The organism is Roseburia sp. AF20-18LB, from assembly GCF_003461185.1.
Classification (GTDB): Bacteria; Bacillota; Clostridia; order Lachnospirales; family Lachnospiraceae; genus Roseburia_C; species Roseburia_C amylophila.
In genome coordinates, this window is the sequence record NZ_QTWP01000001.1 from 706146 (window position 1) to 725424 (window position 19279).

A 19279-nucleotide genomic window follows, 5' to 3' on the forward strand; every position below is an offset into this window, starting at 1 on the left:
ATAAGAAGAAACTGAATTTTATGCACTGATAGAAGGAAGGATTTTATATGAAAACAACAAGAGACGATATTAGAAACATAGCTATCATCGCCCACGTTGACCACGGTAAAACTACTCTGGTCGACGAGCTGTTGAAACAGAGTGGTGTATTCCGTGCCAATCAGGAAGTCCAGGAACGTGTCATGGATTCCAACGATATTGAGCGTGAACGTGGTATTACCATTCTTTCTAAGAATACCGCTGTATTCTACAAAGATGTAAAAATTAATATCATTGATACTCCTGGCCACGCCGACTTCGGTGGTGAGGTTGAGCGAGTTCTGAAAATGGTAAACGGTGTTATTCTTGTAGTAGATGCATTTGAAGGTGCTATGCCACAGACCAAATTCGTTCTTATGAAAGCACTGGAACTGAATCTGCCGGTTATCGTATGTATCAATAAAATTGACCGTCCGGAAGCAAGACCAGAAGAAGTTATTGATGAAGTATTAGAGCTTTTCATGGATTTAGACGCTTCTGAAGAACAGTTAGACTGCCCCTTCATCTTCGCTTCTGCAAGAGATGGTTACGCCATGAGAGATTTAAACGATGAGCGCAAGGATATGACTCCTTTATTCGAAACCATTATCGACTACATCCCGGCTCCTACCGGTGACCCGGATGCAAACACCCAGGTTCTTATCAGTACCATTGATTATAATGAATACGTTGGACGAATCGGTGTTGGTAAAGTAGACAACGGTGTCTTAAAGGTAAACCAAGATGCTATCGTTGTAAACCACCACGAGCCTGATAAACAGAAAAAAGTCAAAATCAGCAAATTATACGAATTTGATGGTCTGAATAAAGTAGAAGTAAAGGAAGCAAAAATCGGTTCCATCGTTGCTATTTCCGGTATTGCAGACATCCATATCGGTGATACCATCTGTGCAACAGACAACCCGGTTGCCATTCCTTTCCAAAAGATTTCCGAGCCTACGCTTTCCATGAATTTCATGGTCAACGACAGCCCGCTTGCAGGACAGGAAGGTAAATTCATTACTTCCCGTCACTTAAGAGACAGACTGTTCCGTGAGTTAAATACCGATGTCAGCCTTCGTGTAGAAGAAACCGACAGTGCAGACTGCTTCAAGGTTTCCGGACGTGGTGAGTTACATCTTTCCGTATTAATCGAAAATATGCGTCGTGAAGGTTATGAATTTGCAGTCAGCAAGGCTGAAGTTCTTTACCACACTGATGAAAACGGCAAGAAATTAGAGCCTATGGAATTAGCTTATGTTGACGTTCCGGATGAATTCACCGGTACTGTTATTGATAAATTAAGCCAGCGTAAAGGTGAAATGGTTGATATGCGTCCAATCAGCGGCGGCTATACCCGTATGGAATTTAACATTCCATCCCGTGGTCTTATCGGTTACCGTGGAGACTTCTTAACCGACACCAAAGGAAATGGTATCATCAATACCATTTTCAATGGCTATGCTCCATACAAGGGAGATATTGCTTATCGTAAACTTGGTTCCCTGATTGCTTTCGAATCCGGCGAATCCGTAACTTACGGTCTGTTCTCCGCTCAGGAGCGTGGTACTCTCTTCATCGGAGCCGGTGTAAAGGTTTACTCCGGTATGGTTATCGGTTCTTCCTCTAAACCGGAAGACATTGAATTAAACGTATGTAAGAAGAAACACTTAACCAATACACGTTCTTCTTCCGCAGACGAAGCGCTGACCCTTGTTCCACCAAAGATACTTTCCTTAGAGCAGGCATTAGACTTTATCGATGTTGACGAGCTCTTAGAGGTTACTCCGGAATCCTTACGTATCCGTAAACGTATTCTTGACCCGACCTTAAGAAAGAGAGCTAACTTCAAAAAATAAAAGTATCTCATGATATAGCATAAGAACTCCCCCGGATATTGAAATTTCTTCCAATATCCGGGGGAGTTTTCGATTACTATAAATGCCTAGTACGCACCATCTTTGTCATATTATTGCAGATATCCGTCCTTTATAATATCAGAAACCACACTGGTCGGAATCGTAAATTCTACAATTCCCATATAACCCGGTGCTACTTCATATTTATCAAAAACAATGGTCAGCTCTCCTTCTTTGTTGACATAGAAATTTACATCATTCTTAATTCCATCAAAGCTGTAGCCATCTACATCCTTGTCTAAGAAGTATTGCAGGTTACTGTCTTTTTCCATATTTTCCTTCATCTGCTTTTCTATTTCCTCTGAAATCCGGTCCAGATAATCGGAATCCTTCTGAAATAAATCATTTAATGTAATGGTATTTCCGGTTTTCTTATCTATATTATAGATTTTCGTATACTGGTTCGATCCTGCCATTACAATGGAAGTATCAATTCTTAAAGCAAACAGCCGGTCGTTATCTGTCACTACCTGATAAGACGAATTCACTGCCTCATTACCATTCTCACCATCTTCAATGGAAGCTACATCAGACTGATAAGACTTAATAATACCACCGGCATACTTTTTCACTTCCTGATTCAGCTCGTCCGTCTCATCCGATAATACTTCCCCATCCTGATTTGTCACTGCCACCTGGGGAATGTCTACATTTGCTTCCATATTCTTATCATCCTGTACATCAGAATATGTAGAAAAGTTCACTACCTTTACAATTGTGCCAAGTAATGGAACCTCTTCCATGGCATGGGCTATTGTCGGGCTTACATTTACCGAAATCACCAGTGCAACCATAGCTGCCGCTACCGTTGCTGCTCCTTTTAAAAAGCGGATACTGCCTTTCGTGGTATCCCTCTTTCCTTTTCTGATTCCGGCTTCCACCTGCGTTTTCAATGCTTCCGGGACTTCTATCTGCTCATATTCCTGCTTCATCCTGTCTATTTTCTCATGGTTCATGCTATTTCCTCCCTGGACATCTTTATCTTTAATTTCTTTAAGCTGCGATACAGGATTGATTTTACGGTGTTTGGATTTTCTTTCAGAAGATCTGCAATATCATCTATTTTCCATTCTTCAAAATATTTTAATATCACAATGGTTCTTTCCCGTTCTTCTAATTCTTCCAACGCTGCCAGCATATCCCAGTCTTTGTATACATCTTCTTTTGCTTCTTCCGGGATAAATACTCCACTTACGATACGCTTCTGTTTCTTGCACATATCCAGTGACGTATTTATAACAATCCGCCAGAGCCAGGTCTTAATATAGGTTTCTTCCTTCACCTGACCGGCATTTTTCATTGCCTTATATGCACTTTCCTGCACTACATCCATTGCGTCCTGTTCGTTCTTTACATAGGTAATTGCCAGCCGGTAAAGCTGCTCATAGGATGCAAGGATTTCCTGCTCCACCGCTTTTGCGATTCCTCTTTTCTTCATTCCTGTTTCCTCTTCTCTTTCCGAAAACCTGCATATGCACAGAAAGCCTTTCAACCTTTGCTTTCTGTAAATTAGACGTTCCAGCCGGAAAAATAGTTTCATCTTTTTTATTATAACCCGCACAACTTACTGCCGGCAACTCCTTACCTGTGCTTTGCACCCAGAAAATGCTTCCTCTCTTTCATAAATCTCTCTTCTTTTTGTACTTTTTATTTAGGGAAATGCATAGATTACTACAAAAATGAATTGAGAATTGCTATGTGCGGTATTTCCGGTTTTTGTAATTTACATACTGATTTTTTAGAAAGGGAGCCTTATTATCGTAACATTCTATCTGATATGAGTGACGCACTTTATCACCGCGGGCCGGACTCCCATGGTATTTATTTAACCTCTCATACAGGGTTTTCCCACACCCGGCTTGCCATTATTGATCCTCATGGTGGACTTCAGCCTATGACCAGACATTATTGTGACGCAGACTTCACCATCGTCTATAATGGAGAACTTTATAATACGAAAGAACTCCGTGAGGAACTGGTTTCCCATGGCATGACCTTTCGTACTCATTCCGATACAGAAGTCATTTTAAATGGATTTCTTTTTGAAGGACCGTCCTTTGTCCGGAAAATGAATGGTATTTTCGCTTTTGCCATTTATGATGAGGCTCATCAGCTTCTCTATCTCTTCCGGGATGCCTTTGGTGTAAAGCCGCTCTTTTACCGGCTTTTTCATGATACACTTATCTTTTCTTCCGAGCCGAAGGGAATCTTCTGTTATCCCGGCTGCATCCCTTCGGTAAATAAAACAGGACTCTCCGAAATCTTTGGTCTTGGTCCTGCCAGGAACTCCGGCAACGCAGTTTATGAGCATATGGCAGAATGTCTGCCGGGACATTACCTCACTTTCAGTGCTTCCGGACTGAAAGATTACTGTTACTTCCGATTAGAAAGCCATCCACATACAGACAGCTATGAAGAAACCGTTGTCCACACAAAAGAGCTGCTGTTACAGTCCATCCGCCGGCAGATGGTTTCCGATGTTCCTATCTGCACCTTTCTTTCCGGCGGGTTGGATTCCAGTCTCGTCTCTTCAGTCTGTGCGGAAGAATTAAGAAAAGAAGGGCAGACTCTTTCTACCTATTCCTTTGACTTTACAGATAATTCCCGTTACTTTAAGGCAAATGATTTTCAGCCCTCCGAAGACCGTCCCTTTGTGGATATTATGAAAAACTATCTTAAGAGTGAGCATCAATATCTGACCTGTGACAACCGCTCCCAGGCTGACTTACTCTTTGCTTCCATGAAAGCCCATGACCTTCCATGTATGGCTGACGTTGACTCATCCCTGCTCTTCTTCTGCCGGGAAGTCAGTAAGCAGCATAAGGTAGTCCTGACCGGAGAATGTGCCGATGAAGTTTTCGGCGGCTATCCGTGGTTTCACCGGAAGAATTTTCTTTCCTGCAACACGTTTCCATGGACACCGGATTTGTCTTTCCGCAAGTCCTTCTTAAAAGACGAAATTGCAGATGCACTGTCCTTAGATTCCTATGTGCAAAGTTCTTATGAAAATGCCATTGCAGAGGTCGATATTCTGCCATCGGACAATGATACGGAATGCAGCCGCCGGCGTATTTCCTATCTTAACATCCGCTACTTTATGCAGACTCTGCTAAACCGCATGGACCGCACCAGTATGTTCTCCGGTCTGGAAGCCCGCGTTCCTTTTGCAGATAAAAACCTGATTTCTTATGTCTTTAATGTGCCATGGGAAATGAAAGCCAAAGATGGTCTTGTGAAAAACCTTTTGCGGCAGTGTGCGAAAGACTATCTTCCGGACACCATTACTTTCCGCAAGAAAAGTCCTTATCCTAAGACTTACCATCCTTACTATGAACAGCTCCTGCGGCAGCGTCTGAGTGCACTGCTGACCACCGGGGAAAGTCCCCTTCTTGCACTGATTGATAAAGAAAAGACTATGCAATTCTTAAATCAGGAAGGAGACTATGGCAAACCATGGTATGGCCAGCTTATGGCAGGTCCTCAGATGATTGCTTATCTCCTGCAGATTCATTACTGGCTCAGTGAATATAAGATTGACCTTCATTTATAATCTACCGGCATTGGAGACAGCACCACCGGCTGCAGCTGTTTTTCTTTCATGGCTGCAGCAATAGTCTCCTCTAACCGGTTAAAATCCGCCACCAGAGAATGGGGTTTCTTCTGATAATCATCCTGCCGGAAAGGCACAAAATAGATATGCTTCATATTCATCAGCAGTCCGATATTTCTAAGATTCATGGACAAAGCATCATTGGTAGAAATTGCCAGCACCAACGGCTTTTCATTTCTAAGATGCGCTTTGGCTGCCATAAGCACTGTGGTATCTACAATGCCCTGCTGCAGCTTTGCCATGGTATTTCCGGTACATGGTGCAATTGCCATCACATCAAAAAGTCCTGACGGACCGATGGGTTCTGCCTGCACGATGCTTTGAATTCCCCTTTCTCCTGTAATCTCCTGCATTCTGTTTTGAAATACTTCCGCTGTCATAAATCTGGTATCCAAAGTTCCTGCATGTCTGGAGTATACCGGAATAACTTTTATTCCTTTTTGCACCAGTGCTTCTGTCGTCCGGAGTATCTTCCCAAAAGTACAGAAAGAGCCGGTAATTCCAAGTCCTAATGTAAGCTTATACTCTTCCATAATCTGCTGCTCCTCTTTCTATCATCCGTGCAAGAATGATTCCTGCACTTTCTGTCAGTATTCTTCCAGGAACGGCAGTAAGATGTTCCACATGAATACCTTTTTCTTCTAACTCCTCTGCCGGAAGTCCGCCACCAGTTGTAATATCCCATAGATATGTTTTCTCATCGCACCATTTTAAGACTGTGTCTATTGGGCATGGTTTATCTGCCATATGAAAAATCCACTCAAAGTTCTGCTCCTCTGCATTCTCCTGCCACAAGCTACACCCCATTTCCATTGCCACCCGCTGGCAATCTTCCTTTATATCATAAACAGTTACTTCCGCTTCCAAAGATAAAAGCAGCTTTGCCATGGCTCTTCCACAATAACCAAAACCTGCCACCAGACAGTTTCTTCCTTTCACGCAGCACCTGCTCTTTGTCATTGCTTCTACAAGGCAGCCTTCTGCTGTCAGTCCGGCATTCTCATTTCTAAAGACTTCATCTTCCATATAATCAACCAGCCGTATCCGCCGCCCTGATGGTCTTCGTGTCAGAACCTCCGGGAAACAACCTCCATAAATAACACTTCTCTCCGCTGCATAGGATAATACCATTCCTATTTTTACCCTGCTTCCTCTGATTCTGCCATCCTCCTCCAGTGCCCGCAACGGTAATACAATAATCTGACTCTGCATCAGTCGCCGGATATTCTGCTCCGTTATTTCTATGATTCCAATTCCTGATTCCGTCAGACAACGTTTCAATGCCGGTGTTCTTTCATCTGCTCCAATGATTGCGATTTGCATTTCATCCCTCCTTGCCTTGCAATCGTCTGTTATTACTATATGCGGATGCTCCATTTTGTTACCGACAGCAAAAGAAAACAGAACCGGTTTGCACCGATTCTGTTTTCCTTTTATCTTTTTTCTTTTTATCTGCTATTTTTTAAACTGCTACAATAACACCGCCACTATTGGCATACATGGTGCTGACTCCTGCAGTATCTACAATTCTGATATCTTTAAATTTTGCCAGCTTTTCCAATTTTTCTTTTACCTGTTTTGCACGTTCCGGACAATTGCAATGTGCGATGGATAAAATCTTCTTTTCACACTCTTTCGTTCTCTTTACAATTTCATTAACCATATAGTCCAATGCCTTTGTCATTCCTCTTGCCTGTCCCAGCTGACAGATTGTACCCTCGGGCGTGGCCCCCATTACCGGCTTGATATTTAATGCCCCGGCAACCCAGGCTTTCAGGTTACTGAGTCTGCCGTTTTTACGCAGAGTATCTAAAGTCTCTAATACAAAGAAGGTCTGCTGGTCTTTAATATATTTTTCCGTCTCAGCAACCACTTCTTCAAAGCTCTTTCCGGCTTCCTCTGATTCCTGTATCTTTTCTGCAATCAGAGTCTCTCCAATGGATGCGGAACAGGAATCAAATACATGAATCTGTTTTGCCATATGTTCTTCTAAATAAAGCTTCTTTGCCAGCTCTGCACTGTTATAAGAACCGCTTAATTTACCGGAAAGTGTTACTACATATACATGCTCTGCTTCTCCTAAATATGCTTCCACATATCTCTGCGGAGATGGGCAGGATGACTTCGGGCTATGCCTGCTTTCCTTTACCCTGCGAATAAACTCCTGTTGATCAAAGGATTCATCATCCACCACATGGTATCCATCTACCTCAAGCTCTAACGGAACAGACTGGAATCTTCCATCTGCTTTCATATCATCAAATAACTCTCCACAGCTATCTACTATGATTTTGTAGCTCATTTTCTATCCTCCTGATTGCGTGGTCATCTCTCTTATAGTATGTACGCAATGTTTAAAATTATATATTATGTTTTCCTTTGTAATAACAAGTAGTTTTCATTACTACGTCATATTATCATAAATATTACGTTTTGAAAAGAGGATATTTAAATTTTTATAATATTTCATAAATATTTTATTTTTTCAGGAAAGTAAGTACCCGCATTGTCTCATTTTTCATATAAAATAAGGAACTATCCCCGGTATAATAATCCCCGATATGCCCTTCTTCAATGAAAAACTGCTGTGCCTGCCCATAAACTGCCTCATCCTCAAACTTCATCTGTACAGGGTGGCTGTCAAGTTCTGTAAATAATGCTCCGATATCTTCCGGATACCAGTCCTTAAAATAACAATTTTCCTGCACAAAATAACTGTCATCCAGGCAATTGCATTCTGGCAATGAAAAATTCACATTGGGACTGTGGGTCTGAAATAACTCTTCTGTAGTTGCAGTAAAAAAGCAATAATCTACCACTTCAGCTACATCTCCGAAGTCATCCGGACTGTTGGAAGTTGGATTACCCCAGGTAGTATCCATATAATAATAGGCTCCATCCAGTTCGATGAGATTCCATGCATGTGGTTCTCCATTGGCAGTTCCTGTCACTATCGTACATGGAATATCTAATAAATCCATCAGATATTTTGTGGCACAGGCATAGCCCTGGCACACCGTTCTTCCCTCTAGAAATACACTGATGATATTCTGATTATTCTCTGCATTAAGGTCATAATTTACCGTACGCACCAGCGTATCAAATATAAACCGCGCTTTCTGGTAATCACTGTCCTCGGATGAAATGCCGCCAAGCAGTACATCGACTTTTTCATCAATTGCCGCCTGTATCTCCTGTCTTGCAGCTTCATCCATTGTATACTTCGGTGCAAACTTAAGCCCGGTCAGTACACCCGCACGGGAATATTCCGTATAGGAATAGCCATCCACCCAGAAGAGTCCACCATAGTCTGCCATAATTGCTTCATACATTTTTGCCAGTACGTCTTTATCTAATGTAGCAACTGTCACCTCTTCCCGATGATTTAAAATAGCATCCAGCATCTCATCATAAACAAGCTGTTCTTCTTCCGTAAGCTGGCCATATACATATTTTTCCTCTGAAACAGACTCTACCGGAAGCAAGGTATTATCCGGTATCTGTCCATTGATGTCTTCTACTACTTCATCTACCCATTCTTCAACGGATGACGTATTACAGCCGGTAAACAGAAATGCCATAAGTATTCCTGCAATACCGGTTAATAATCTTTGTTTTCTCATATCATTTCCTTTCGATCTGCTTCTTTTCATAGACATTCTACAATACTTTCTCTGTTTTTTCTATCCGGTTTGTGTTACACTTTAAAAATGAGGAGGATACTATGATTGCAATACAACTTTTACAGGTAAAGGATTTTATGAATAAATTACTTCGCACGGATTTATTTGACCACTTCTTATTATCAGAAGCTACCATCCGTGGAAAAGGTTCCTATGAAATCGACGGACATCTTGTACCGGATTTCTACAGTCCGGAAGAACTGGATGAACTGGAACTAACCGGTTTAAGCTGCCTGCCTTTTGGCATGCTGCGTGAAAACTGCTTCGCCCTGATCAAGGGAAAACATACCCCCTCCTATTTCCGCTTTATCTTTCAGCTTTCTCCAAAGAATCTTAAAAATACTCTGGAAGTAAGCAAAAGTGGTCTGACTACCCAGGATTTGAATGGAGTTTTCTTAAACATCAAATTTCAGGATGGTATTCTTTCCTGTACCAATGGTGTATCTTACCGCAGTTTTACCTTAGACCACACCTTCGACCAGGAATGGGATCTGCTGATACGCAAATTTTTTGCCGGGCATGATATCCCCTATACTGATATCAACTAATTTTCTTTACTTTTAAAATAAATTATGCTATTCTAAGCATAGCCGTATGGCTAGATAATTTTTGTGGAGGTACTATAATGAACGGTACAGTTAAATGGTTTAATAACCAGAAAGGTTACGGATTCATCTCTGATGCAGAAGGTAATGATGTATTCGTACACTACTCAGGACTTAACATGGATGGTTACAAATCCTTAGAAGAAGGCGCAGCAGTAGAATTTGACGTAACAGAAGGCGCTAAAGGTCCTCAGGCAACTAACGTAACAGTAATTAAATAGTTGCAATAATCAAGGTTTTTCAATGTACCTTTCTCAGATATAGAATTTGATTTTTAATAATGATTTTTTATGTTGATTAAGATATAACGAACGAATTTGATTAAGAAAAATGGGATTGCTCCCTTCGGTATTACTACCGTTGGCTGCAATCCCGTTTTCTTACCTGTATGCAAACAACATAGAAACTGCTGCTCCGATAAAAATAAAGAAATCAGAAATATTAAATACAATTCTTGAAAAGCGTTTCCACGGTGTATCAAAGCGGATATAATCCACCACATGCTTCTTATGAATTCTGTCCCAGAGATTGCTTAATCCGCCGCCAACCATCATACTCATACCGGTTTTCAGTCCTGTATTTCCTCTTCTTAATACAAACCCATATATGGCCATCAGTCCTGCCATGCATGCACTGTGTAACCCCAGCATAATTTTCGGTTTCTTCGCCAGAAAGTTCAATGCAGCTCCATTGTTATAATATTTTTCAATTACAACCGGAAGCTTTGGAACTCTTTTTTCTTTTCCCAACGTCTCCTTCTTATCAACCCGCTGCTTGATTCCTTCGTCCAGCCCGAAAATGGATACCACCAGTAATAAATATTTCATGGAAACTCCTCCTTCTTTTGTCCTGCCTGATTCCTTCTACCCTTTTCTTTCTCTCTTTCTATTCCGCCTGCTCTATAATTCTATGTCAGCAATCACATCCCGCAGTGCTTTTGCTGACGCATGAAGCCTTGCCCGCTCTTCTTCGTCTAATGACACAGGAAGAATCTGCTCCACGCCACCGGCATCCACCACTGCCGGCATGCTCAGCACGATATCAGAAATGCCATATTGCCCATGCATCAGACTGGACACCGGAAGCACCGAATGTTCATCCCGGACAATACATTCACAAATCCGCTTAATCGCCATTGCAATTCCATAATAGGTTGCCTGCTTACGCTCTATAATTTCATAAGCACTGTTCTTTACTTCTTCATATATACGCTTCGTATGACTTTCATATTCCTCATAGCCACGCAGCTTATAAATCTGTTCCAACGGAATGCCGGATACATTGGCAGAACTGAATACCGCCACCTCACTATCTCCATGCTCTCCTACAATAAATGCATGCACACCACGATTGTCGATGCCAAGCTGTTTTCCCAGCATATTTTTTAACCGGGCAGTATCTAATACTGTTCCGGAACCGATTACCCGGTTTTCCGGAAAACCGGATAATTTCAATGCTGCCAGTGTCAGTATATCCACCGGATTTGATACGATGAGTAATATGCCACGACACCTTCTGCTGGCAATTTCCGGGATAATATTTTTGTAAATGGCTACATTTTTCTTTACCAGCTCAAGCCTTGTTTCTCCCGGTTTCTGGTTTGCTCCTGCCGTAATGATAATAATGTCGGCATCCACAATGTCATCATAACTGCCGGCATATATTTTCATCGGTGCGGCAAATGGCATTCCATGGCTGATATCCATGGCCTCTCCTTCCGCTCTTGCTTTATCCACATCAATTAGAACCAGTTCGGAAAAGAGCTTGCTCTGCATCAGTGTAAATGCAGTGGCAGAGCCGACAAACCCACATCCGATAATGGCTGCCTTTCGTAAATCAATTGCATGTTCCTGCTTCATCTTTACCCTCCTGCTTCGTGTTTTCTATATAGAATCCCACAGAAGCAGTTATTCTATGCAAACAAGAACCTCCTATGTCCGGCGCAACTGTTCGAAGGTCTGATAGAGATTTAAGGTTCCATATCCCCATTCCCGGTTCGGATAAACTCTGCTTTCTAACCGCACCGCACCGCGGATAAAATCATTTTTAATTTCTGCATTTGTAATATCAGTATTATAACCACGCTCTACTGCCCATTCCAGATACAGTGCTGCAGCTCCTGCAGTAATTGCCGCTGCAATGCTGGTACCACTTCTTGCCTCAAACCGGTTGCCCGGTGCCGGTCCAATCACATTGACACCCGGTGCTGCAAAATCCGGCTTTACCAGTCCCGATGCAGTGTATCCTCTGCTGGAATTCAGATAAATACTGTCATTTCCTGCATTGTATCCACCTACTGTCATCGGTGCAGCTGCATTTCCCGGCATGGTAATTGTCGTATCCGGATTAGAACGAATAAAAGAAATATCACCGGCAATCAGTCCGGTAATCGGAAGCCACATGTGATATCTTCCTTCTATACTGTAATCGCCATTTACCTCAATCGTCCAGATGCCTCTGGTGGGCCGGTCAAACCGGATATAAATAAGCTGATCTCCTGTGGCAGTGCCAACAATGTGGTAATCAATGATAACCTGTGTATTTTCAAATACAAAACGGTATACCTCTCTGCCATCCTGCTGCACCCGGACACCTGCCGTCCGCTCTCCCGTTGGCGATATAATCCGCACCGAATAAAGCTCCGGAGCCTTTGCCCACATTTCAATATGGAAACCCGCCACTGCATCTTCCACATCTACTTCTACCACATCACTCTGCTGCCCGAATGCAACTTCTCCGTAATAATGATGTCTGGCAGTAGCTTCATTCCCTGCTGCTACCACAACTGCCGTATTCCGCTTGAAGGAAACATAATTAAGATAATACGAAATCACACTGTTTCCACTGTGATCCCCGGAATTGCTTCCAAGCCCAAGATAAATCACCAGAGGGCGGCGATATCGTTCCGCCAGTCTGGTCAGATATGCCACCCCCGCCATAATATCATTTTCCTGATAAGCCTTTGCACCTTCCGGAATATAATAAAAACGCCTTAAATATTTCTTTGCCGGCTTCAGCTTTACCATGGCAATCTGTGCATAGGGTGCTACTCCGGCAAATTTCTCCGAAAGTTTTTCGCTTCCTGCCGCAAGACCTGCCATAAAGGTACCATGACCTTCTTCATCCCGGTGAGGTACTACCCGAAGAGGTGCATCTGTTAACAATGCCATATCGATCTGTTCTTTTGTATATTCCGTTCCATAGAGGAATCCCTCTGGTGTATCTTCACTTCGAATGCTCTGATCCCAGATTCTTAATATACGGCTGCTGCCATCGGAATTACGGAATACTTCATTCTGATAATCAATTCCGGTATCCACAAATCCAATCAGAACACCCTGCCCTCTCAAAGCAAGATTTGGCTGACTCTGTACCCTTATGATTCCGCCTGCCTGCAATGCCTCTTCGTCTAATGTGGTAAAACATTTTGGAATTGCCGAATAGGTATACTGGTCAATATCCAGCTTCGGCAAGCCTGCACTCTGCAAATAGACTACATTAAAATCTTTATCAATATTCTGGATACAGCCTCCCGGAAGATATTCATTTTCAAGGCTCAGATAGGAAACCAGAAGGTCGTAATATTCTTCCGAGTATGGTGCGTCTTTACAATCTTCCATATAAGCTCCGGCACTTATTTTCTTTTATTTTATTCGTTTACCGGTAATGCTGCCACTCCACGCATAGTAATAAGCGGTCCGCCCTTTTTTTCAATATAATCTCTTGTAATCGTTACCTGGCCGATGTTTTCGTCCTTTGGAATCTCATACATGATATCTAACATAAATTCTTCGATAATGGAACGAAGTGCTCTTGCTCCGACCTTCTTCTCCTTTGCTTTCTCTGCAATTGCCCGCAGTGCATCCTCTTCAAATACCAGATTGACTTCGTCTAATGCCAGAAGCTTCTGATACTGCCTGATGATAGCATTTTTCGGCTCCTTTAGAATACGGACCAGCATATCAACAGTAAGTGATTCCAGGGTAAAGAGAATCGGAAGTCTTCCGATAAATTCCGGTATCATTCCAAACTTCTTTACATCTTCTACCGTTACTTTCTGTAACAGATTCTCATCATTATCATATTTATCCTTTAAATCTGCCTGGAATCCAATGGATGCCTGCTTATTGAGACGTTCTTTGATAATCTCTTCAATATCCGGGAAAGCTCCGCCACAGATAAAAAGAATATTCTTAGTGTTAACGGTAACCATCGGAACCATGGCATTCTTGCTGCTGGCTCCCACCGGCACTTCCACTTCTGCTCCTTCAAGAAGCTTTAACATTCCCTGCTGTACGGATTCTCCGCTGACATCACGCTGGTTGGTGTTCTTCTTCTTGGCAATTTTATCAATCTCATCAATGAAAATAATGCCATGCTCTGCCCGCTCTACATCATTATCTGCAGCTGCAAGCAATTTACTGACAACGCTTTCGATATCGTCTCCGATATAACCTGCCTCAGTTAAGGAAGTCGCATCTGTAATTGCCAGCGGCACATCCAGAAGTCTTGCCAGTGTCTTCACCAGATAAGTCTTACCACTTCCGGTCGGTCCAATCATTAACATATTGGATTTCTCGATTTCAATATCATCCATCGTATCGGTTGCCACACGTTTATAGTGATTGTAAACTGCCACAGACATTACCTTCTTGGCATATTCCTGTCCAACCACATATTCATCCAGGCTTGCTTTAATCTTATGTGGTGCCGGAATCTTCTTTATATCTAATTTCGGGGCTTCTGCTTTCTCCTCTTTGGTTTTCTTTTTCTTAATCTTCTGGCTCTGCGGCATAAAGCCCTGCAAATCCGAAAGATTAATCATGCTGATATTGGGCATCTGACCATTTGGTATAAAATCACCCATTGGAAATCCAGAGTTATTCATGCTGTCGAAGGTTCTCTGCATACAGTCTTTACAAATGCAGATATTATTCGGAATCTTTATCATCTTACCGGCAACACTTTCCGGTCTGCGGCAGATGTAACAGATTTCCTCGTATTCATCTTTCTTCTCTTCTGTTGTATCTTCCCTGGTCTCTTCTACTGTATCTATATTTTCAAGTTCCTTCTTGTCTTCATTCTCTGCCATATCTGATTCTCCTATTCTCTCAAATCTGTTTTAAGATTCTAAAACATTGCTTTTATTATAATTCAAGCCGGTTTTAATCTCAACCTTCGCAGCCATAATTTTATAAAATCTTCATATATGACAGAACCTGATATTTTTTACTATTTTTCAAAATTTGCAACCAATATTTGACAGTCTCCCTATTAAATGCTAAACTTTCAATGTAATTTATTAGATTTTTATAAACCAAGGAGGACATGAAAATGGGTGTCGCAGCATTAGTTTTAGGAATTATTTCCATCGTTGTTGACGTAGTTACAGTAGGTGTTTATGGCTGGATCGGAGCAATCTTAGGTCTTATCGGTACTATCTTAGGCGCTGTTGGACATAAGAATCAGGCTAAATGTGCTACAGGTGGTCTTGTATGCTCTATCATCGGATTAGTATTAGGCTTACTGCTTTACATCGCATGTGTTGCATGTGTTGCATCTGTTGCAAGCGCATTCTAATATTTGTTTTTTGAAAGGATACATGGAAAAAGATGGCACTTTATCTGAATATTCTGGGATTTCATATCCCATCTTATGGATTTATGATCACACTTGGAGTGATTACGGCAAATCTTTTTGCCCTGTATCCGCTCAGAAAATATAAGCTTAACTTCGATGATATGCTTATATTAGAAGCTTACACATTACTTGGCGCCTTCTTAGGCGCCAAGCTTTTGTATCTATTCATTTCTTACCGGGACATTGACTGGTCCCGTATGTTAGAACCCCAGTATTTTAATTACATTATGCAGAGTGGCTTTGTATTTTATGGCGGACTGATTGGAGGACTGCTTCTTTTTCTGCTGGCCGGAAAAATACATCATATTGACTGGAAGCCTTTTATCATTCACCTGATTTATCTGATTCCATGGATTCACGGTTTCGGACGTATCGGATGTTTTCTTGCCGGCTGCTGTTATGGAATTCCATACGATGGACCTTTTGCAGTACAGTTCCCGGAGCATTCCATTGCGCCATCTGATACTACGCTGTTTCCAGTTCAGCTGGTGGAAGCAATCTGTCTTCTGATTCTTGCTGTCGTACTTGCAATACTGGATTTAAAGAAATCTTATCCGCACACGATTGCCATATATTTTATTGTCTATGGTATTCTGCGGTTTCTGTTAGAATATGTCCGCTATGATGCCGTCCGCGGTCATCTCTTTGCCTTATCCACCTCCCAGTGGCTCAGCATTGGATTTGTAGTTGGAACCATATGCTATCTTATCAGAACTTCTGTTTCCAGAAAAAAGGCATAAGTTTGGCTTCTCTTTATTGACAGACTACAGTAAAAACATAAAAATCCTGCAACATGACAGGTATTTCTGATACCTTCATACTGCAGGATTTTTTATACATATAAGGAAAAGCTTGCATGCATTCCCTGTTATTTATAACACTTCTTTATAACAGTTCTTTCAATATCTTATTTACCATTCCAGGATTTGCTTTGCCCTTCATGGCTTTCATGGTCTGACCTACTAAGAAGCCGATTGCCTTTTCTTTCCCATTGCGGTAATCTTCTACCGACTGTGGATTCTCTTCGATGACTTTGGCAATGGTATCACGCAATGCACCTTCGTCATTTACAGTCTTTAATCCATGCTCTTCCACATATTTATCCGGGTCAATATCCTCTGCAAAAATCTGCTCAAATACTTCTTTTGCTACATTGCCATTGATGGTTCCGACATCAGTAAGCTCGATTAATTTTGCCAGATTTTCCGGTGAAAATGCGATATCCTCCGGGTCTTTATTCTGCTCCTTTAAGATTCGCATGGTCTCACCCATCAGCCAGTTGGATACTTTCTTTGGCTTATTGCAGATTGCAGTTGTTGCCTCAAAAACATCTGCCATTTTCTTTGCAGATGTTAAAATGTTGGCATCATATTCCGGCAGACCGAATTCATCCTGATAACGCTGACGTTTTGCTTCACGAAGCTCCGGCTGGCTGTCTTTTATGCGTTGTAACCATTCATCACTGATGACGATCGGTACCAGATCCGGTTCCGGAAAATAACGGTAATCCTGTGCATCCTCTTTGGAACGCATGGCATAGGAATATCCCTGGTCATCATTCCATCGTCTGGTCTCCTGAACCACCTTTTCGCCAGACTCAATCAAATCAATCTGTCTTGCTGTCTCTGCTTCAATGGCTCTTGCAATTGCTTTAAAGGAACCGATATTTTTCATCTCGGTACGGGTGCCAAATTCTTTTGCTCCTGCTTCACGGACAGATAAGTTGACATCTGCACGCATGGAGCCTTCCTGCATCTTACAGTCGGATGCACCAAGATACTGCACAATCATTCTCAATTTATCAAGATAAGCAATGACTTCCTCTGCAGAACGCATATCCGGCTCTGATACAATCTCAATCAAAGGTACACCGGAACGGTTATAGTCTACTAAAGATACATCTTCCCAATCGTCATGTACTAATTTTCCGGCATCCTCTTCCATATGAATCTCATGGATTCCAATAGTTTTCTTTCCTTCGAAAGTCTCAATCTCAATTCCACCATCGTGGCAGATTGGCAGATAAAGCTGGGAAATCTGATAATTCTGAGGGTTATCCGGATAAAAATAATTCTTACGGTCAAATTTACAATACTGGTTGATTTCACAATTCATGGCAACACCTACTGCCATGGCATATTCTACCACCTGTTTATTTAAAACCGGAAGAGAGCCCGGCATACCGGTACAGACCGGACAGGTGTGTGTATTTGGTGCACTTCCGAATGCAGTAGAACAGCCACAGAAGATTTTGGTCTTAGTTGCCAGTTCCACATGGACTTCCAGTCCGATGACGGTTTCATACTGTTTACTCATAATCTTCTCCTCCTAATCTGCTGCTAACGGGCTGTGCTGATATGGTCTTGTCTGTTCAAATGCATAGGCTGCACGAATGATATTTTTCTCTTTGAAGCAGTCTCCAATCAACTGCATGCCAATCGGAAGCCCCTTGCTGTCGATGCCGCATGGCAGGCTGATTCCCGGAAGTCCTGCCAAGTTCACCGATACGGTATAGATATCGCCTAAATACATTTTTAACGGGTCGCTTAAGGACTCTCCCAACTTCGGAGCGGTGGTCGGTGCTGCCGGTCCTAAGATAACATCATATTTTGCAAATGCTTTATCAAATGCCTGCTTAATCAACGCTTTCGTACGCAGCGCTTTCAGATAATATGCATCATAATAACCGGAGCTTAAAACAAAGGAGCCTAACATGATACGACGTTTTACTTCTGCTCCGAAGCCTTCGGAACGGGATTTCTTATACATGTTGTGAAGTCCTTCGTAGTCTTTCGTACGATAGCCGTATTTTACTCCATCAAAACGTGCAAGGTTGGAACTTGCTTCTGCATCTGCGATAACATAATATGCAGGAATTGCATATTCTACCAGACTTAAATCAAATTCTTCTACAATAGCACCTTTTTCTTCTAACTTCTTAGCTGCTGCTAAAATAGCATCCCTTACTTCTGCATCCAGTCCTTCTCCAAAATAATCTCTTGGAATACCGATTTTCATTCCTTTTACATCATCTACCAGTGCACTGGTAAAATCGGTTTCTTCCCGCTTAATAGAAGTGGAATCTTTCTCATCATAAGAAGTAATTGCTTCTAAAATAGCAGCACAGTCTGTTACATCTTTTGCTACCGGTCCAATCTGGTCTAAAGAAGAACCATATGCAATCAGTCCATATCGGGATACGGTTCCATAGGTTGGCTTAATTCCTGTGACACCACAAAATGCACTCGGCTGACGGATGGATCCACCGGTATCAGAACCCAATGCATAAAAGCATTCTTCTGCTGCTACTGCCGCACAGCTTCCACCGGATGAACCACCCGGTACATGCTCGGTATTCCATGGATTTTTGGTCTCTCCAAAAGCAGAGGTCTCTGTGGTACTTCCCATGGCAAACTCATCCATGTTGGTCTTTCCAAGAATTACTGCCCCGGCTTTTTCCAGATTTAATACTGCTTCTGCGGTATAAGTCGGAATAAAGTTATATAAAATTTTAGAACTGCAGGTGGTCAGCATTCCTTTTGTGCACATATTATCTTTGATTGCAACCGGAACTCCTGCCAGCGGTCCTGTCAATGTGCCGTCATCAATGAGCTTCTGCACTTCTGCCGCATGCTTCATTGCACCTTCTTCATCTACGGTAACAAAACTGTGTACCGCATCCTCTTTTGCTGCAATGGCATCTAAGGCGGCTCTTGTAGCTTCTTCTACTGATACTTCATGGGCTTTGATTTTCTTTCCAAGCTCTACTGCTGTCAGTGATAATAAATTCATCTTCTGCCGCCT

General features: G+C 42.1%; 18 protein-coding genes. 6 read left to right on the forward strand and 12 right to left on the reverse strand.

All coding sequences use genetic code 11. The features are described 5' to 3' along the window. Positions 1 to 47 precede the first annotated feature (47 nt). Complete coding sequence (gene typA / locus DWX65_RS03425; protein ID WP_117698935.1) at positions 48 to 1877, forward strand: translational GTPase TypA; 1830 nt, start codon at positions 48 to 50, stop codon at positions 1875 to 1877. A gap of 110 nt (positions 1878 to 1987) precedes the next feature. Here typA and DWX65_RS03430 read toward each other — a convergent pair whose 3' ends face one another. Continuing rightward, the gene (locus DWX65_RS03430; RefSeq protein WP_117698936.1) at positions 1988 to 2893 is read right to left on the reverse strand and encodes an RsiV family protein; all 906 of its coding nucleotides are present in this window, start codon (positions 2891 to 2893) and stop codon (positions 1988 to 1990) included. Then, positions 2890 to 3375, reverse strand: a complete 486-nt coding sequence (locus tag DWX65_RS03435) for a sigma-70 family RNA polymerase sigma factor (protein ID WP_117698937.1) — start codon at positions 3373 to 3375, stop codon at positions 2890 to 2892. The genes DWX65_RS03430 and DWX65_RS03435 overlap by 4 nt, the downstream gene beginning before the upstream one ends. A 258-nt stretch (positions 3376 to 3633) precedes the next feature. Here DWX65_RS03435 and asnB point away from each other — a divergent pair, with 258 nt between their 5' ends. Next, on the forward strand, positions 3634 to 5487 hold the full coding sequence (gene asnB / locus DWX65_RS03440) for an asparagine synthase (glutamine-hydrolyzing) (protein WP_118172786.1): 1854 nt from the start codon (positions 3634 to 3636) through the stop codon (positions 5485 to 5487). Here asnB and DWX65_RS03445 read toward each other — a convergent pair. The 4 genes from DWX65_RS03445 to DWX65_RS03460 form a co-directional block, all read right to left on the reverse strand. Further along, positions 5478 to 6080, reverse strand: a complete 603-nt coding sequence (locus tag DWX65_RS03445; RefSeq protein ID WP_118172787.1) for a dipicolinate synthase subunit B — start codon at positions 6078 to 6080, stop codon at positions 5478 to 5480. The genes asnB and DWX65_RS03445 overlap by 10 nt on opposite strands. Next, positions 6067 to 6870, reverse strand: coding sequence for a hypothetical protein (locus tag DWX65_RS03450; protein WP_158552119.1), 804 nt, complete (start codon positions 6868 to 6870; stop codon positions 6067 to 6069). Before DWX65_RS03450 ends, DWX65_RS03445 begins: the two co-directional genes overlap by 14 nt. A gap of 139 nt (positions 6871 to 7009) precedes the next feature. Further along, positions 7010 to 7849, reverse strand: coding sequence for a DegV family protein (locus DWX65_RS03455; protein ID WP_118172788.1), 840 nt, complete (start codon positions 7847 to 7849; stop codon positions 7010 to 7012). Between the two features lie 175 nt (positions 7850 to 8024). After that, positions 8025 to 9170 (reverse strand): transglutaminase domain-containing protein, encoded by a 1146-nt coding sequence (locus DWX65_RS03460; protein ID WP_158564691.1) that lies wholly within the window; start codon positions 9168 to 9170, stop codon positions 8025 to 8027. A 101-nt stretch (positions 9171 to 9271) separates the two neighbouring features. Here DWX65_RS03460 and DWX65_RS03465 point away from each other — a divergent pair, with 101 nt between their 5' ends. Further along, positions 9272 to 9778: a DUF5721 family protein gene (locus DWX65_RS03465; protein ID WP_117698942.1), complete on the forward strand. Its 507-nt coding sequence runs from the start codon at positions 9272 to 9274 to the stop codon at positions 9776 to 9778. Between the two features lie 77 nt (positions 9779 to 9855). Next, positions 9856 to 10056, forward strand: a complete 201-nt coding sequence (locus tag DWX65_RS03470; RefSeq protein ID WP_022242668.1) for a cold-shock protein — start codon at positions 9856 to 9858, stop codon at positions 10054 to 10056. A gap of 159 nt (positions 10057 to 10215) precedes the next feature. Here the strand turns inward: DWX65_RS03470 and DWX65_RS03475 are convergent, their stop codons facing one another. From DWX65_RS03475 to clpX, 4 genes are all read right to left on the reverse strand, one after another. Beyond that, on the reverse strand, positions 10216 to 10662 hold the full coding sequence (locus DWX65_RS03475) for a signal peptidase II (RefSeq protein WP_118172790.1): 447 nt from the start codon (positions 10660 to 10662) through the stop codon (positions 10216 to 10218). Positions 10663 to 10734: 72 nt separating this feature from the next. After that, positions 10735 to 11694: an L-lactate dehydrogenase gene (locus tag DWX65_RS03480; protein ID WP_117698944.1), complete on the reverse strand. Its 960-nt coding sequence runs from the start codon at positions 11692 to 11694 to the stop codon at positions 10735 to 10737. 72 nt (positions 11695 to 11766) lie between these two features. Further along, positions 11767 to 13455 carry a S8 family peptidase gene (locus DWX65_RS03485; protein ID WP_117698945.1) on the reverse strand — a complete coding sequence of 563 codons (1689 nt, stop codon included), beginning with the start codon at positions 13453 to 13455 and terminating at the stop codon, positions 11767 to 11769. Positions 13456 to 13484: 29 nt separating this feature from the next. Continuing rightward, positions 13485 to 14927: an ATP-dependent Clp protease ATP-binding subunit ClpX gene (gene clpX / locus DWX65_RS03490; RefSeq protein WP_118172791.1), complete on the reverse strand. Its 1443-nt coding sequence runs from the start codon at positions 14925 to 14927 to the stop codon at positions 13485 to 13487. A gap of 242 nt (positions 14928 to 15169) precedes the next feature. On the opposite strand from clpX, the gene DWX65_RS03495 reads away from it, so the two are divergent. Further along, on the forward strand, positions 15170 to 15415 hold the full coding sequence (locus DWX65_RS03495) for a hypothetical protein (RefSeq protein ID WP_117699110.1): 246 nt from the start codon (positions 15170 to 15172) through the stop codon (positions 15413 to 15415). Between the two features lie 32 nt (positions 15416 to 15447). Then, positions 15448 to 16215, forward strand: a complete 768-nt coding sequence (locus DWX65_RS03500) for a prolipoprotein diacylglyceryl transferase (protein WP_118172792.1) — start codon at positions 15448 to 15450, stop codon at positions 16213 to 16215. Between the two features lie 145 nt (positions 16216 to 16360). Here DWX65_RS03500 and gatB read toward each other — a convergent pair whose 3' ends face one another. Both gatB and gatA read right to left on the reverse strand, forming a co-directional pair. After that, positions 16361 to 17791 (reverse strand): Asp-tRNA(Asn)/Glu-tRNA(Gln) amidotransferase subunit GatB, encoded by a 1431-nt coding sequence (gene gatB / locus DWX65_RS03505; protein WP_118172793.1) that lies wholly within the window; start codon positions 17789 to 17791, stop codon positions 16361 to 16363. Positions 17792 to 17803: 12 nt separating this feature from the next. After that, positions 17804 to 19267, reverse strand: coding sequence for an Asp-tRNA(Asn)/Glu-tRNA(Gln) amidotransferase subunit GatA (gatA, locus tag DWX65_RS03510; RefSeq protein ID WP_118172794.1), 1464 nt, complete (start codon positions 19265 to 19267; stop codon positions 17804 to 17806). Positions 19268 to 19279: the final 12 nt, after the last annotated feature.

Coding starts and splice junctions, on each gene's coding strand:
- typA (WP_117698935.1), top strand. CDS start 48: ATGAAAACAACAAGAGACGATATTAGAAACATAGCTATCATCGCCCAC.
- DWX65_RS03430 (WP_117698936.1), bottom strand. CDS start 2,893: ATGAACCATGAGAAAATAGACAGGATGAAGCAGGAATATGAGCAGATA.
- DWX65_RS03435 (WP_117698937.1), bottom strand. CDS start 3,375: ATGAAGAAAAGAGGAATCGCAAAAGCGGTGGAGCAGGAAATCCTTGCA.
- asnB (WP_118172786.1), top strand. CDS start 3,634: ATGTGCGGTATTTCCGGTTTTTGTAATTTACATACTGATTTTTTAGAA.
- DWX65_RS03445 (WP_118172787.1), bottom strand. CDS start 6,080: ATGGAAGAGTATAAGCTTACATTAGGACTTGGAATTACCGGCTCTTTC.
- DWX65_RS03450 (WP_158552119.1), bottom strand. CDS start 6,870: ATGCAAATCGCAATCATTGGAGCAGATGAAAGAACACCGGCATTGAAA.
- DWX65_RS03455 (WP_118172788.1), bottom strand. CDS start 7,849: ATGAGCTACAAAATCATAGTAGATAGCTGTGGAGAGTTATTTGATGAT.
- DWX65_RS03460 (WP_158564691.1), bottom strand. CDS start 9,170: ATGAGAAAACAAAGATTATTAACCGGTATTGCAGGAATACTTATGGCA.
- DWX65_RS03465 (WP_117698942.1), top strand. CDS start 9,272: ATGATTGCAATACAACTTTTACAGGTAAAGGATTTTATGAATAAATTA.
- DWX65_RS03470 (WP_022242668.1), top strand. CDS start 9,856: ATGAACGGTACAGTTAAATGGTTTAATAACCAGAAAGGTTACGGATTC.
- DWX65_RS03475 (WP_118172790.1), bottom strand. CDS start 10,662: ATGAAATATTTATTACTGGTGGTATCCATTTTCGGGCTGGACGAAGGA.
- DWX65_RS03480 (WP_117698944.1), bottom strand. CDS start 11,694: ATGAAGCAGGAACATGCAATTGATTTACGAAAGGCAGCCATTATCGGA.
- DWX65_RS03485 (WP_117698945.1), bottom strand. CDS start 13,455: ATGGAAGATTGTAAAGACGCACCATACTCGGAAGAATATTACGACCTT.
- clpX (WP_118172791.1), bottom strand. CDS start 14,927: ATGGCAGAGAATGAAGACAAGAAGGAACTTGAAAATATAGATACAGTA.
- DWX65_RS03495 (WP_117699110.1), top strand. CDS start 15,170: ATGGGTGTCGCAGCATTAGTTTTAGGAATTATTTCCATCGTTGTTGAC.
- DWX65_RS03500 (WP_118172792.1), top strand. CDS start 15,448: ATGGCACTTTATCTGAATATTCTGGGATTTCATATCCCATCTTATGGA.
- gatB (WP_118172793.1), bottom strand. CDS start 17,791: ATGAGTAAACAGTATGAAACCGTCATCGGACTGGAAGTCCATGTGGAA.
- gatA (WP_118172794.1), bottom strand. CDS start 19,267: ATGAATTTATTATCACTGACAGCAGTAGAGCTTGGAAAGAAAATCAAA.